Source organism: Amycolatopsis kentuckyensis, from assembly GCF_002155975.1.
Lineage (GTDB): Bacteria > Actinomycetota > Actinomycetes > Mycobacteriales > Pseudonocardiaceae > Amycolatopsis > Amycolatopsis kentuckyensis.
Map to the genome: position 1 here is coordinate 1 of NZ_MUMI01000182.1, position 15,342 is coordinate 15,342.

Genomic DNA, 15,342 nt, shown 5'->3' on the forward strand with positions numbered 1-15,342 from the left:
CGCGCTGGCCGGCCAGCGCGTGAAGCCCCAACGGCTTGCCGAGTCGGGCCACGAGTTCCGCCACCCCCGCCTGGCGGACGCACTGGCCCACCTCCTCGGCACGGCGACCGGCCCTGCGGGAGAACCAGCGTGAAGAACTGGACGACGCGGCGCTGAACCCGGCGGCGTGTCTCCGCGGCGTCGAGCGGTTCCGCTTCGGCGACCGATTCGAGCTCACCGCGTATTCCACGCACCGTCGCGGCCAGGCGCCCCACGGCCGTCGGATCGACTGAAAACCCGGTCATCGCGAAATCCGAGCGCATGAGCGACGTGGGGTTGCACACCTGGAGGACATGCCAGGAGGTCGTCCGCGCCGGCGCCCTCGTTACGTGTCGTGTCCGGCCGGGTGGCCGACGACCGCCGCACATGAACGAGAGAGAACCGCACCAGGCACCTCCTCAGGCTGTTTCGGCTTTGAGTCGCGCCTGGGCGGTGCCGAGTTACGGCCGGAGGTGTCCGAGCCGGCGACCCGTGTGCGGGGGAAATATGCGCTCCGCGGACCGACGAGTCGCGAGAAGCAAACCGCCTTCTTCTCCTCAGGACAGCGAACGGGGATACTGGTCGCCCGAGGGAGGGAGAGTGGCGGTGGGCGAACGAGCGACATTCGGTGCCGAATTGCGGCGGCTGCGGCAGAAAGCCGGGCTTTCCCTGGGCGGTCTGGCGGAACTCACATTCTACAGCAAAGGCTACCTCAGCAAGGTTGAGAACGGGCTCATCCGGCCGAACGCGGCGCTGGCGGCGCTGTGTGAAACCGAATTGGGGACACCAGGCGAGCTGGTGTCCTTGCTGCCGGCCGAAGCGGGGCAGCGCCGGCCACGGAGCAGGCTCGACGCCATCCCGTCCGGCCTGCCGCCGGCGACCGCCATGTTCACCGGACGGACCGCCGAACTGGGAGCCATTCGCGCTGCGCTGGAAACCGGGTCCGGCGTCTGCGTGATTTCCGGGCTCGGCGGTGTCGGCAAAACCGCGCTGGCCGTCCGGTGCGCCCATCGGCTGGCGGCCGGGTTCGCGGATGGGTGCCTGTTCGTCGACCTCCGGGGACGCAGCAGGCCCCCGGTCGCGCCGTCCGTGGTTCACGACCGGGTGCTGCGGCGCCTGGGCGTCGTGGCCGAACGCATCCCCGCCGATCCGGACGATCGGGCCGCCCTGTACAGCGCCCACCTGCGTGACCGCAACCTGCTGCTCGTACTCGACAACGCCGTCAGTGCCGCGCAGGTCCAAGCGCTGCTGCCCGGCGGTTCGCGTTGCCGCGTTCTCGTCACCAGCCGCTCGCGGTTGACCGCTCTCGACGACGCCGAGCACGTCTCGGTGGGTGTGCTTCCCAGGCAGACAGCGATCGACCTCTTCGCCATGCTGACCGGGGCGGACGAGGTCGGCGAGGCCGGCCACCGGGTGGTGGAAAGGTGCGGGCGGCTCCCGCTGGCCATCCGGATCGCGGCCGCACGGCTCCGGGCGCACCCCATGTGGGACGTCGACGAGCTGGATCGCCGGCTTGCCGATGCTTCGGCGTTGCTCACCGAACTGGACGACGGCGAACGCAGTCTCGCGGCTTCGTTCCAGCTGTCCGCGGGGGAACTCGAGCCGGCCGAGGCGCGGATGCTCAGGCTGCTGGCCCCGCATCCCGGAGCGGATTTCGACGTCCCCGCGGCGAGCGCTCTCGGAGGACTGCCGTCGCGGGACGCCGATCGTCTTCTCGATCGGCTGCACAACGTCTACCTGGTCGGACAGCCGACCGCGGATCGCTACAGCCTGCACGACCTCGTGCGAACCTTCGCCCTGACCATGCCCGGGCCACGCGAGGAGGACGCCGAGGCGCTACGCCGCATGCTCGAGCACTACCTCGCCATCGCCGAAGGGGCCGATCGCCTGATTGCGCCGAATCGGTTTCCCATGGTCGGGAGCCCCGGCACGCCCGCCGTGATCTTCCAGGACGCTGAGGAAGCCCGGCGGTGGCTTGAGGCCGAGCTGCCCACTCTCGTCGCCATGGTCGAGCTGGACGACCCGGCCCTCGACGTCTACCGCTGGCAGCTCGCCTACGTTCTGCGCGGCTACTTCTACCTGGCGAAAGAACTGGACGCGTGGCTGCTCACCCATGCCGCCGCACTGGGCGCGAGCCGGCGGTTGGGCGACTCCCGGGCCGAGGCCATCACCCGGAACAACCTGGGCATGGGGTTGGCCGCGGCGCAGCGGCTGGACGAGGCGACCGAGCAGCACGACGCTGCTTACGCACTCTTCGACGCCTTGGGCGACCAGCACGGACTCAGCGACTGCCTCGCGAACCTCGCGGCCGTGCTGAGCAGGCAGGGCCGGTTCTCGGACGCTCTCGAGCATCAGCAGCGGGCCCTGCGGTTCTATTCGGGCGCGGGCCTCGATCGCAAGCGCGGCATCACCCTGCGCAGCATGTCCACCGCCTACCTCGCCCTGGGGCGGGTGACCGATGCCGTGCGAAGCGCGGAGGACGCCCTCGCTCTCGCGACGCGGTGTGCCTACGACTTGGACATCGCGCAGGCGGCCAACGCGCTGGGGGCGGCGCGGGAGGAGGAGAACGACCACGTGCGCGCGGAGGAAGCATGGCGGACGGCGTTGGCGCACGGGGAGCGGTGCAGCAGCGTGCACGAGCAAGCAGGTGCGCACTGGGGGCTCGGCCGAGTGGCGTTGGCGCGAGGCCGGACGACCGAGGCCGAGGAATCGCTTCGCGTCGCTCTCCTGCTGTACGAGTCCTTGAATTCCGTTCAAGTGAAACCGGTGGCAGAGTTGATCAAGGAGTTGCGCCGACGCTGAAAAGTAGTGTCGTGACCGGAGTCGAAGCGCGATATCATACCGGCGTGGCCGCCACCTCCAGTACGGAATTGCGAAAGATATTCATCTCCTATTCTGGGTCCGAATACTATCGGATGGAGCGGTTGTGTGCCCGGTTGAAGGCGCGGAAAGTCCCCTTCTTCATCGATCGGCAGGGCAATCATCTGGGTGACTCGGTCACTGCGAAAATCGAAGAAGAGCTGAACGAAAGTGCGTTCTGTCTGGTCTACTACTCGAAACGCTATGCGAAACGGCACGCCTGCCAAAGTGAACTGATGCGGGTACTCGTCGCCGAGGCTCGGGAAGGCGTGCCACGGACGCTCGTCGTCAACCCGGAAGACGACAAGGCGCACATCCACCCCGCCGCACTCAGAGATCGTCTTTACGTGCCCGGCAACGAGAGTGACGCGGCACTCGACCACCTCGTCGACGAACTGGTGCGACGCTCGTCTCAGGTGAGCGGTACCTTTCGGGGAATCGATTTCCGCTCCTTGCCGCGCATCGCCGGCCGCCGGCCGGGAGTGGAGACCCGAGTCCGCCGTTACGGCTCCATGTGGCAGCTGCACTCCGCCTTGCACGCGTCGCGCTACGGCTTGACTCACCCGCCGACCAACGGGATCGCCGTGCTCACCGGACTGAGCGGGGCGGGGAAAACCGCGCTCGCGGACGACTACCGGCTCCACTTCGCGCACGAGTACGGGCTGGTGGTCGAGGTCGATCTCGGCGACGCCACCGGCACGACCGCCGAAACGGCACTGCGCGAGGCCGCGGCGAGGGCCGAGTCGGCGGTGGAATCCGCCGAAGGGCAAGCTCTGATCATCGTCGACAACATTCCGGCCGGTGTACCGAGGGCGTTCTTCACCACCGGGTTCGAACGCCCCGAGGTCCTGACGCTCCTTGTCACCGAACACGGAGAATACGCTGGCTTGGGCCAAGAAGTCCGGCTCGGCGGATTGACCGACGATGAGGCGCGCGAGCTGTTCCATCACCTGCACCGGTTCGATCGAGACGACGAAGCCGAGTCCGACACGGTCGGTCGGCTGCTGGCCGCCGTGGACAACCACCCGACGGCGATCGCGCTGGTGGCCGGTTCGGCGACGACGCGGCGCGGGCTCACCGCCCTGCGCGAACACATCGGCCGGGTCCTCGACGGCACATCCGACATCCTGACGAAGCTCGCCGATCTGTTCGACGAGCACGTGCGCACGGCGAACGACTACGAGCTGGCTGTCCTGAGCCTGATGGCGGCCTGCGGTTCCGCGGCGGTGCCGGTCCGGTTGATCCGGGACGTGTTCACCACGCTCGGTCTGGACCGGGCCCGGGTGCCCGCCGTCCTGGAAGGGCTCGAGTCCCAGCGGCTGGTGCGCGGGGAACGAGGACTGTGGACCATGCCTGGCCTGCTTCGGCCCGCCGTCCGGCGCCACCCCAGGGCGGGGCTGGACCACTTGGCACCGATCTGCGCCGAGTACCTGGCCGGTGTCCTCGGCGCCGGGCCGGAAACGCACCGCGACGGCGAGTGGGCGGCGTTGGTGGAACACGCCCGCCACCTCGTCGAGCAGCCGGGCATCCCACCGGCGGTGGTCACCGCCCTGTTGCCGCTCATCGCCCGCGAACTGCGCGCGGAAGGGCGGATCGCGTCCGCGGCCCGATACCTGGACCGCCTGTTCGCTTCGGGTGCCGCCGACCCCGCCCTGGCGGTGGACGCCGCCTCCGATCACTACGAGGTGGGTGAGTACCGGGAAGTGGTCGAAACCCCGGCTCGCCTCGCCCGGCCGGTCAGTGCGCGTGAGGGCGTCCTTCTCGAGTGCTGGCGAGCCGCGGCACTGGACGCTCTGGGCCGGTTCGCCGACGCCGAGCCGCACTGGCGCCGAGCGCTCGACAAGGCGGAGGCCGAAACCCTGACCGAGGTCGAGCGCCTGCAGGTGCGGCTGCTGTGGCTGCGGGGGCAGCGCTTGCGTGGAATCGTGAAGGCCACCATCGCCGAACTCGAGAAGGTGCTCACCGCGGAGGGACGGCTTCCCGCGCGCATCGCGCACCTGGCGAGGATCGAACTCGCCCACGCCCAGATGGCCACCGGGAACCAGCGACGGGCCCGTGAGCTCGCTCGTCATGTCCGTGATGCGTACGCGCCTGGCGGTCGGCAGCACCACCCGGTCGCGGTCGACGCCGCCTACGTGCTCGCCACTGCGGAGCTCAGGCTGCATTTCACCGAGCTGCATCCTTCCGAGGCGCGGTGGCGTGCCGCCGAGGAATCACTGCGTCGGATCGCGCGGCAACGCGAAGAAGAACTCGGGCCGCGCAACGTCGAGGTTTTGGCGACCAGGGTGAGCGTCGATTTCGCGATCATCTCGCAAGGTCGCCCTCGAGAGGTGCTCGAGAATGCCGTCGAACTCTTCCCGATGTTGCAGGACAGGCTGGGAGAGCTACACCCGATCGTCCTCCGCGAGCACTACATTCGTGGGCTGGCCTATTCGCAGCTGGCCCGGTTCGACGAGGCGATCGACGAGCTGGGCCGTGCCGAGGGAGGACAGGTCGTCGCTTTGGGAATCGCCCACCCGGAAACTCTGCAGACGCAGTTCGAACTCGCCATGGCTCTCAAGCTCCGGGGTCACCAGGGAGACATGCGGCGTGGGAACACCCTGCTCGACGCGGTCCTGGAACGAACGCCGTCGGTCATCGGAATTCGCCACGACCTCCCATGGCAGGCGTTCATCGCGGCGAAGGGGGCCCGGTGGGCGCCCGCCCGCCTGCTGCGAATGGCGCACCGGCAGAACCACCGACACAAGTGGTGACCGGTCACCGGCCGGCGGCGGCCACGTCGGGCGATCCCCGGGCGCTTTGCCGCTCAGGCGCGGTTCACCGGTAAAGGTGTCGGTCAGGGTCTGAGGTGGCCGAACGCGGCGACGATCAACGCTCGGATCGCGGCGCGCGAGATGCTCGTCGATGTTGCTTCGGACAGGTACACCTCGTTCGACGTCGAGCCGTTCGGGCCGAATGTCTGGACCAGGATCGCCAGGTCGACCCGGCTGTCGTCGGTGACCACGGCCTCGCTCAGCGGCCCTTCGAACAACGGCACGCCACCGGTGTAGAGGCGGTACTGGAAGTTCATCCCGACCCGGCCGCCGAACTTGGTTTCGCGATCGGGCAGTTCCAGTGCTGAACAGACCAGTTTTTCCAGTTGCCGGCCGGTCGTCCCCGCCGGGACCACGACCGTGTGCGTCACACCCAGGGCTTGGTTGTGCACGTAAACGCCGACGCGACCGAGGTCCGCGGTGTCGGCCGTCGTCACCGGTGCGGGACGGACGGGCGAGTCCATCAGCCGGTCCCGGTCCCAGGTCGCGGTCAGCCGTTCGACCACCGAACTCCAGCCGCTGGTGGCGTCGAGGTACTTGCGCGGCGCGAGCAACAGAGGCAGTGGTGTGTCGTCGAGCCGGACGATGAACAGGAACACCCGGTGTTCCCGGAGGAACCGGTCCGCGTCCGACTCGTCCAGTTCTCTGGCGAACGCGGCGGACCATTCCGCGTTCACCCAGCTCCGGCCCGGGGTGTGCCGTGACCAGAGCAGGACGAAGTAGTCCGCTGCGGACATGAGTGCGTCGATGCCGAGCAGGATGTCCTGCCCGGGCCGCAGATCCTCGTCGTCGACGAAGGCTTCGATGCCGCGCTCGCCCAGTTCGGCCTTGAGCCGGCGTGCCGTTTCCCGATCTTCCCCGGCGAACGAGATGAAGACTCGGCTGGAAGCCTCATTGTGCATCGGTGTCATGTCTCCTCATGGTGTCGTGGACGCGGCGGGCGAAGCGGCGCACGGGGCCGACGGCGGTCTGCAGGCCTGGATCGCCGTACAGGGTCCAGCAAGCCCAGCGCGCGGGGTGGTCGAGAGCCGTCACCCCGCCGGGGGCGCTGCGGCACAGGTCCACTTGCGCCCGCTGCAGCGCGACTTCGCGGGGCAAGTAGCGGATGTAGCGTTCGAACCGGTCGAGCACCCTGGTCGCGGCGTAGCCCTGGGCATCCCACCGGGCCGCGACCACGGTGGACGCCCCGGCTTGCAACCCGGCTCGCACGAAGCCCGCTCGTTCGTCACGTCCCCGCCGGCGGGCCATGCCCGACTCGCAGGCTCCGAGCACGAGCGTGGCACAGGAGCCCAGATCCATCGTGCGCAGATCCTCGGCGTACAACCTTCCGCCGGCACCGCCCGGACTCAGCTGGAGCCACGATCGGGCGGGCCGGTCAGGATCGTGTGCGCCGTGCGCATCGATGCGTATCCGCTGGTGGTTGTGGTCGGCGGCCGCTTTCCTCAGCCGGACGGCTGTCGCGTCGGCGTCGTCGAGAGATTCGCACCCGGGCGGAATCGCCGTCCGGGACAGCCCCGGGACCGGAGGCCGGATCCGCAGCGCGCGATCCCCGCGTTGGCCCTGCGCTCTGCGTCGCAGGGGTTCCCGCGCCGACAAGCACGGCAAGTCGGACATCGCGAACCGGTGGCCCAGCCGTTCGGCCGTGCCGGGGACCGGAATGGCCGCGAGCGGGATGTCGGAAAGGACCCCGCCCGCGACTACGGCGATCCGCTTGACGTGGTGGGGCACGGTTTCGGCCACCTTCGCCACCCCGATCAGGTCTCCGATCCGGCACAGTGCTTCTTCGAACTCACCGCTCTCGATGGAGCCCAGCAGGAACTCTTCGCTGCAGCACGCCAGCAGGTTGTCCACCGCGTCGCTCAACTCGACGGCCGGCGCCCCGGCGGAGAACTGCAAGAGCAGCTCGCGACCGGCGATCGCGTGGTACACCCGCTGGGGGGTCGCGTGGGTCAGCCAGACGACCTGCGACCGCGCCAGATCGCGGGTGGTGCGTGACAACCACCGCCAAGCGCCGGCGAAGTCGGTCAGTGCCGGGAGGCTCCGGACCACCCCCGCGCTGTCGGGCAGGACAGTGCCGAGGATCGATGTGCCCCGCGCAGCTTCGATGGCGACCGCGACTCCGGCAGCCGCCTCGGGACCCCGTTCCGCGACCAGCTCCGCTGCCGCGCGGACTCGTTCGTCGTGCTCGTCGGGCGCGGCCAGCAGCATTCGGATCCGCACGTCGTCAGTGACTTGGCGCCCGGCGATGTGCTCCTCGATCCGGTGGGCCTCGGCCCAGCACGCAGTGGCCTGTTCGGCGTCGTCGAGACGAGCGTGCACTCGCCCGAGCAGGCGCAGCGCCAGCTGTCGCACCTCGTAGAGCGGCACGGAATCCGTGTGCCGAACCGCGCTTCGGAACCGGGAGGCCGCTTCGGTGAGGAACTCTCGTCGACCGGACTTCTGGTGACGGGCCTGTGCGAGCTCACCGGCGGCGAGGTGCCACAAGGCCGTATCCCGGTCCGATTCGGGTCCCGGTCGAAGCGCCGGCAGCGATTTCTCCGCCTCGACGATCCGCCCGCTCCGGACCAGCTGCCGTACACGGTGCAACCGGCGGTCGAACCGCCGATCCTGGGACGTCGGGCCGTCACCGGAAACAAGGGCGATCGCCTCCCGGGCCGCGGCGGGATCGCGTGCGGTGGTGGCCAGCTCCTCCAGCCGCTCGACCACCTGGTGCGCTTCGGCGTCCTGGCGGGTCAGCCGCAACAACACGGCACACTCGTGCAGGAGCGGGAACAGCAGGGCGTGGTCGTGGCACCGCTTTTCGACCTCCTCCCGCAGGATCCGCAACGCTTCTTCGTAGCGCAGCTCCCGTTTCAACGCCAAGGCGAGCCGTACCGGATCCGGTGTCGGCTGGGTGGCCTCGGTCGCCAGGGTGGCGGCCACGGCGTCCGCGTCGCCGCGCCGGACGGCGATCAGCTCCCGGGCTCGCTCGACCGAAGCGATCCCGGCCGCGTTCCCCGCCGTCGCGAAGAGCCGCGAGGCGGTGGCGAGCAGTTCATCGGCGGTCGGCCAGTCGTCGTCGGCCGCGGCGAGTCCTTCCACACGCAGCAGCCGAGCTCGGTTCTCCTCATCGAGTTCCGAACACCGCAGCACCCTCGCCTCGGACCGGACTCGCTCATGGTCCCCCGTCGACGACGCGATCTCGGCGAGCAGTACACGAAGGACCGCCTGTTCCGGATGCCGTGCCAGATATTCTTCGCAACGTTCGAGCGCCCTGGTCGGGTATCCGACCGCGAGCAGCCTCGCCACGTGATCGGCCGCCATCGCGACCTTGACCTCGATGACGTCCACGAGCGAGACGGCCGCCTGGTAGGCCCGGTCGACCTCGTGAACGTCGCCGTTCGCGAACGCCTCGTCGGCTCGGATGACGAGAGCTGCCGCCGGGTGCTGGAGGCTGAGGCCGATCTTCGGTCGTGTGCTCATCAGTTGCCACAGCCGACGAGGCGCCGGTCGGTGACAGGGAAGACCAGCAGGATCTTCCGGTGCGCCTCCGTGGGAGTTGCCGAGGCCGTCGACGAGGTGGTTTCGGTGCTGGTCGAAGGTGGCTGACCTGCGGTGCCGGCCACGAAACCGAGCCTCGAACCGCCGACCGCCCACCACTCCCGGCACTCGTACACCCGCACGTCGGGTGCCGTGCTGGGCGCGGAAGCCTGCGAGGTGGTGTCGAGCTGCGCTTCGCGCACGGTGACCTTGATGTCGTGCGGCAGGGTTTCGGCGAGGATCGGGCCGTCCGCCAGGGAAAGCGTCGCCCGGAAGTCCTCGTGCAGGTACACGTCGGCGCCGGGTTCGCCCAGCACCTGTCCCAGCTCGGCCGTCCGGGAGGCGGAGGTCGTCAGCGGGCTGGTGTCCACGTGCTCGAGCCGGTCCCCGGCAATGCGGACCGTGGGTGGTGGTGAACCGGCAGGGCCGGTTGCGCGAGCCACCCGCTCCGCTCCCGCACCGTCAGCGGGCAACAGCTGGATTTCGCCCGGCCCGACCACGGCGACGCCGTCGGAGCTCAGATCAACTGCGCGCTTCAGCCCGTCGTGCGCCTCGTCGGCGAGTCGCATCGCGTCCAGTACCCGGGGGAAGTCGCGCAGCAGGGCCGCGCCCTCCACGCTGCCGTTCAAGCCGAGCAGCGAATCGTCGGCGCGCACGAAGACGTGCCCATCGGACCAGCTGAGTTCGGCGGACTTCCCGTCCTGTGACGAAACCCGGACAGTCTGGTGGTTCTTCGCCGGCCCGCCGACGGAGGTGACCACCGTCCCGTGGCCGGGCACGGAAGTGACGTCCAGCCACGGCCCGGCGAGGTGAGGGGGCGGGACCAGGTCGCCGACCAGGAATCGGGGCTCGCCCGCCGCGTCGGGACCGCCCAGGCGGAACGCCAGCGTTTCGGCAGGTGGTGGCACCTTGTCACGGACCGAAAGCCACGGGCCGTCCGGCCCGCCCACCCGGCTCGACCACTGTCCACCGGCATCTTCGGTGCTGTACAACGCTCCGTCGCTCACCGGCGGAATCGGTCCCCCGCGGCTCGAGGCGAACCGGTTCTGGACCGATTCCAGCGCGGTGCGGATCCGGTCGACCATGCCTCGTCGCCACTGCACGGTGACCAGATCGGAACTTTGCCTGGTCGCGACCAGCTCGCCGAGGTCGTTGCCCTGCATGGACATCCGTTGGGAGACTCGGCCGCGAGCCGCTTGCAGCTCGATGTCGAAGTGCCGCGGCGCCTGCTCCGCGCGCCAGACTTTCAATCCACCGTACGGTGCCACCTTGCGGCCGGTGGCTTCGACGCTGATCGCGGACCCTCCGCCAGGTGCCGGGCGCACCGTGCGCACCGTGCTGTCCGCCACGCCCGCTCGGTCGTCGAGCGCCGCCACCTCCGCGATCCGGCCCGAACCGCTCGCCTGGTCGAAGGTCGACGACGGGTCCTGAAGCCCGGCACGGTCGATGCCGGCCGGAAGGTGCGCCCGGAAGTCCTTGTCCGCCGTCCGCGCGGTGCGGTCGGCGAGCGAAACTCCACCGCGGATACTGAGGCTGCCGCAGTGCGGTGAGGCCTTGGACGGGATGGGCACGACGGCTTCCTGGTTCGCCGACGGCGGGGAAACGAAGCCGACGTCGCCCCGCTCCTTGAGCTCGTCGTGCGCCCGGTACCAGTCGGCGAACTTCCAGTCGGACCGGATCTGCGCATCCGACAGCTGGGGCAGCCGCGCCGAAGTCTTGCCGACCAGCCATTCCAGGGCGCCGCTCCAGCGCATGATCTGATCGAGACGCTCATACTGTTGCTCGTAATCGGCCACCGCCTGGTAGTGCCGGTCCCACCAGTGCAGGCCGCGACCGAACGCGTAAGTCGGCTCGACCTCCTTGCCTTGGCCGTCGCCGGTGGCGTTCGCCCGGCTGAACAGCCGCGTGGTGTTCGCACCCAAGCTGACTCTGTCGTCGCTGTAGGCGAATGCGGCGTCGGACTGGGCGAACCACAACCTGCCGCTCTCGCCGGCTCCGCCGGATCGGTCGCACTGGCTCCACGGTGTCACGGCATCGGACTCACGCACGAAGCCGCCGACCGCCGCCGTGGGCACCCCTGTGCCGACGGCGGCTACCCAGTTCTTGGCGACGTAGTCGGTGTAGAAGAGGGTCATGCCGACCTTCGTGCCGGCCAGCCCGCCGTCATACCGCGCTTCACTGTAGACAGGTTGGTGATCCAGCGCGTTCTGCACGTCCCACAGGGCCGTCCGGTCGGCGGGCAACCCCACACTCGTCAGCGTCTCGGCCGGCACGTTCCCGTCGAACAACGCTTCTTCGACCAATTCCCCGAGTTCGGCCGGACTCTTCGCCGAACCGGCCCAGTCGTCGTGGGCGATACGTGCGGCCAGGTCAGGACGCAGACCCGGGACCGAAGCGAGTAGATCGGCTTCGGTCAACGAGGGGGACGGGTCGAGGGAGAAACCGGGAGCGGGACCGCGGCGCTGCGCGTAGCCCCGCTGGAGCACGGAAACGTCCTCGGCGTCCAGCAATCCGGCGGGCTCGCCCGGCCAGGCCCAGCCGCCCGCCCAGGGTTCGCCACCGCGGTCTTCGATGGTCGACAGGGAAGATGTGCGGGCCAGGAAAGCAGCCAGGTTCTCGGGGGTGCCGACCTGTTCGGTGACGTAGCCGTACTTCGCGCGGGCGGCATCGGTGGTGGTGGCGTCGTCGTCGGTGATCCGGATCGTCCGATCGCCGCTTTCGATCGCGTAGTGGTGGACCTGGACCAGCCGGGCGTCGCTTCCGCGGTCCGTGCGGCGCTGGTCGAGCGCCAGTCCTACGGTGCGCGCCTCGTGGGGATCTCCGCTGGGCACGAGCACGTGAAGCGTGTCCGTGCCGTCCAGCAGCGTTCGTCCTGGGCCGGAAGGCTGCCGGGTCACATCGGCGAAGCCCGTGTCCCGCAGCGGAAAGGTGTCGTACAGGTTGTCGCGGACCTGGGCAGTGTCGAGTTCCAGCCCGGCGGCGAGGCCAAGCCGGGCCCAATCCCGGATCTGCTCGTCCGCCTCGGTGGCGTCCAGACCGGCCAGTCTTCCGGCCGCGGCGGCGTAGGACACCAGGTGACTCGGGCCCGCAACTCGGTCCGCGGTCGGTGACGACTCGGGCCAGAGCAGCCAGGCAACCAACGCGGCGGTGAGCACCGCGGTGGTGCCCGACAGCGTCCAGCGAGTCTTCCGGGAAGCCGGGAGCAGCATCACGATCCTTCGGAAACGGTGAATGGTTGGCGATTGATCATGCTCGAGGAAGCTCTCCCGGTTCCTCGGCGACGACCTTCAGCCCCGTCGAAATACTTGGCGGCAGCGTAGCGGGTACCCGATTCGGGCCAAGCCGCGGACGTCATTTGTCAAGTTTATGTCCAGTGATTGACGTCGCTGCGTTGTTCATGACCAAGTCCTTTTGGGGTTGGCAAATCCGTGACACTTCTCCCGTGCTCGTGTGTCCTGCTCGCTCGTCCGGCAGAGTTGTGCGAGCATGCGCCGGTCGGAGCCACATATTAGAGCCGATGAGACGTTGCGTCGACGCTACCGGTCGGTGTAACGCCGACGGACAAGGGCGCGACATGAGCATTATTCCAGGCGCTGAAAGCCTTGATCGTGGAAGGGCAACCGTGTTCATTCCACTCCTGAGCAGCCATTCGGGCGATGAGAGGGCAGTGAGCGGAATGAGCGATCCGATCTTCCGGAGAGGCGGGAAGTGGTGGCGCGCGACAGCGATCTTCGGCGTGATCGGCCTGCTGCTCGCGCTTCAATTGCCGACGGCCGGGAACGCGTCCGCACAGGAGCCGTCGAAGCTTCCCCCGGTCCAGGTCGTCGTGCTCATGGACGAGTCGGGGAGCCTGAGCGAGACCGACGTCGTGCAAGAAAAGGAAGCCGCTCGAACGATCGTCTTCAGTGCGCTGGCACCGGGTTCGGTGGTTTCCGTCGTCGGCTTCGGCAGTTCCGACGGGCCGGGCCAGAGCGCGGTGCAGGTCGCCTGTCCGCCGACTCTGCTCGACAACGCGCAGAGCCGTGATTCGCTTGCCAAGTGCGTGGGGAACCTCCATCGCCGGACATCGCAGGAGGGCGACGGAACCGACCACGTGGCCGCCCTGCAGCAGGCGCTCGCGTTCGTCGGCGCCACGCAGCCGGAGAAGAAGCTGGTCTTCCTCCTGACGGACGGAAAGCTCGACGTCTCCAACAGTCCGTCGTGGGGTGACACCCCGGCGCGCCGGAACGGCGCGGCGACGGCGAAAGTCGGCGAGGTGCTGACCGAACTCGACCGCGCGGGAGCCCAGGTGTGGCCGCTCGGGTTCGGCGCGGTCGACAACGCCCTGCGCGGGTTCGCGAAAGGCCGGAGTTGCACGCCTGCCGCCGCAGACCCGCACGAGCAGATCGCTCGCTCGCCCGAGGAGCTGGCGTCGGCGGTGCAAGAGGCGTTCAGCTCGGCGAGCTGCGTCAAGTACGGTCCGCGCCAGACCGGCAACGTGCCGAAGGGCGGTTCGACCGAACTCACCGTCGACATCCCCGCCGTCGCCAGCTATGCCTCCATCCTCGTCTACAAAAGGGATCCCAGGGTCCAGGTCGAGTACCTCGCTCCGGGTGCCAGCGAACCCGCGCCTGCCGCCGGTGGCTCGAACTTCGAGTTCGCCGGGCAGACCACCGAGACGGAGTCGTTGCGCATCAGCGACCCGGAGCCCGGGAAGTGGACCATCCGGCTTTCGTCGGCGGATGTTCCCGCCCAGGATGTGGCCGCCACGGTGGCCTACCAGGCCGCCGTCAAGGCCTATCTGACGGTGAGCCCGCCGCAGCCGGCGGCCGGACAGACGGTCGACGTCGACATGCAGGTCTGGGCCCGCGGCCGTGCCGTCGTGGACCCGTCGACCTTGCAGTCGCTGACGTTCACCCTGACACTGACCGGAAAATCCGGCTTCCCGGCGCAGCCGATCACGCTGGCCGACCCCGACCACGACGGCACCTTCGGCGGACAGGTCAAAGTTCCCGCTGACGCCTCGGGCGAACTGGCGTTTTCCGGTCAGGTCTCCGGTATCGGAATCGGCGGGGACACTCGGGTGCTCTCGACCAAGGTGCAGGGCGGTGTCGCGGCCGTCCAGGGGCAGATCCTCTTCGACAGCAACCGGGCTGCGGTGACTCCCGGCGGAACGATCTCCGGCACCGTTTCCGTGACGAACAACTCCGGTCGGCCTGCTCCGTTGCGACTGGAGGTTTCCGCTCCCTCACCTGGCACGACACTGACCGTGAACCCCGCGGTGGTGCAGGCGCAGCCCGGAGTCACCAAGGTGCCGTTCGTCCTCCGGTTCGGTGCGGGCACGGCATTGGGCACGAACGCCGCCACGCTGCGGCTGGTCAAGGACTCGGGGCCGCCGGATCTGGTCGCCGAGCGCCTGTTCACCACCGACGTCGCCCCTGAACCGGGGATTGTGGAGAAGCTTTTCTGGCTCTGGGTGGGGCTCGCGGTGCTGGTCGCGGCGGCAGTGGTGTTCGCGGTGGTCAAGATCCGGGCGCGCCGGGAAGCGGTGAGGGTGCGCGGCCTGAGGGCGCAGCTGGTGTGGAAGGGTTCCGTCAGCTCCGAGCTGGAGCCGCCGAACCCGCGGCTCAAGTCCTTCGTCTTCGTGCTGCACGACGCGTTCACCGGCCCGCAGCTGCAGCCGGCGAACGCGAATGATCCGGATGCTTATCAGGTTCGCCGGGCCGGGACGCAGCTCAGTCTCATCCCGCCGGGACAGCAGCCGGTGGTTCTCACCCCGGGAGCACGCCACGACCTCGGCCGGGACCGGGCGCTCGTCGTCCTGGACGAGCGGGGTGCCGGTGACGGCCTGGTGAACGGCGGCCCGGTACCGCCCATCTCGTACAGCCCGTTCGACGGTCCGGCCGGTAGCGACTCGTCGAGCACGTACACCGACCCGCTCACGGACCCCCCGGCGCCGTGGCCGGCGGACGCCGGGTTCGGCTCCCCGCGCGCCGACCCGGACCCGGGCGACCCGTTCACCGACGACCCCTTCGGCAGTGCTTCCGAGGAGAGCCCCCGTCCGGGCAACGGTTCTTCCGGTGGTTCGAACCGCGGTTCGGTGCCGTTCGACGCCGGCGCCTATGCCGATCCCAACAACCCCTTCAGCTGACCG

The 15,342-nt window shown here is 69.2% G+C and carries 7 protein-coding genes; 4 read left to right on the forward strand and 3 right to left on the reverse strand.

Annotated elements, in window-relative coordinates; translation table 11 throughout:
• The first annotated feature begins 4 nt into the window (after positions 1–4).
• The 3 genes from CCN39_RS18330 to CCN39_RS18340 all read left to right on the forward strand — a co-directional run bounded on the left by CCN39_RS18330 (position 5) and on the right by CCN39_RS18340 (position 5,630).
• Positions 5–133 (forward strand): DUF1731 domain-containing protein, encoded by a 129-nt coding sequence (locus CCN39_RS18330; RefSeq protein WP_279629582.1) that lies wholly within the window; start codon positions 5–7, stop codon positions 131–133.
• 485 nt (positions 134–618) lie between these two features.
• Positions 619–2,820: a helix-turn-helix domain-containing protein gene (locus tag CCN39_RS18335; RefSeq protein ID WP_158104520.1), complete on the forward strand. Its 2,202-nt coding sequence runs from the start codon at positions 619–621 to the stop codon at positions 2,818–2,820.
• 44 nt (positions 2,821–2,864) lie between these two features.
• Entirely contained in the window at positions 2,865–5,630 is a 2,766-nt protein-coding gene (locus CCN39_RS18340; RefSeq protein WP_158104521.1) for a toll/interleukin-1 receptor domain-containing protein, read from the forward strand.
• A gap of 83 nt (positions 5,631–5,713) precedes the next feature.
• On the opposite strand, the gene CCN39_RS18345 is transcribed toward CCN39_RS18340, so the two are convergent.
• The 3 genes from CCN39_RS18345 to CCN39_RS18355 are packed head-to-tail and all read right to left on the reverse strand — an operon-like array spanning position 5,714 to position 12,418.
• Complete coding sequence (locus CCN39_RS18345) at positions 5,714–6,592, reverse strand: toll/interleukin-1 receptor domain-containing protein (RefSeq protein WP_158104522.1); 879 nt, start codon at positions 6,590–6,592, stop codon at positions 5,714–5,716.
• Positions 6,582–9,152 carry a CHAT domain-containing protein gene (locus CCN39_RS18350; protein WP_086843572.1) on the reverse strand — a complete coding sequence of 857 codons (2,571 nt, stop codon included), beginning with the start codon at positions 9,150–9,152 and terminating at the stop codon, positions 6,582–6,584. Before CCN39_RS18350 ends, CCN39_RS18345 begins: the two co-directional genes overlap by 11 nt.
• A complete protein-coding gene (locus CCN39_RS18355; RefSeq protein WP_086843574.1) occupies positions 9,152–12,418 on the reverse strand; it encodes a hypothetical protein in 3,267 nt (1,088 codons plus the stop codon). Before CCN39_RS18355 ends, CCN39_RS18350 begins: the two co-directional genes overlap by 1 nt.
• Positions 12,419–12,783: 365 nt before the next feature.
• Here CCN39_RS18355 and CCN39_RS18360 point away from each other — a divergent pair, with 365 nt between their 5' ends.
• The gene (locus CCN39_RS18360) at positions 12,784–15,339 is read left to right on the forward strand and encodes a VWA domain-containing protein (RefSeq protein WP_158104523.1); all 2,556 of its coding nucleotides are present in this window, start codon (positions 12,784–12,786) and stop codon (positions 15,337–15,339) included.
• Positions 15,340–15,342: the final 3 nt, after the last annotated feature.

Coding starts and splice junctions, on each gene's coding strand:
- CCN39_RS18345 (WP_158104522.1), bottom strand. CDS start 6,592: ATGCACAATGAGGCTTCCAGCCGAGTCTTCATCTCGTTCGCCGGGGAA.
- CCN39_RS18350 (WP_086843572.1), bottom strand. CDS start 9,152: ATGAGCACACGACCGAAGATCGGCCTCAGCCTCCAGCACCCGGCGGCA.
- CCN39_RS18355 (WP_086843574.1), bottom strand. CDS start 12,418: ATGCTGCTCCCGGCTTCCCGGAAGACTCGCTGGACGCTGTCGGGCACC.
- CCN39_RS18360 (WP_158104523.1), top strand. CDS start 12,784: ATGAGCATTATTCCAGGCGCTGAAAGCCTTGATCGTGGAAGGGCAACC.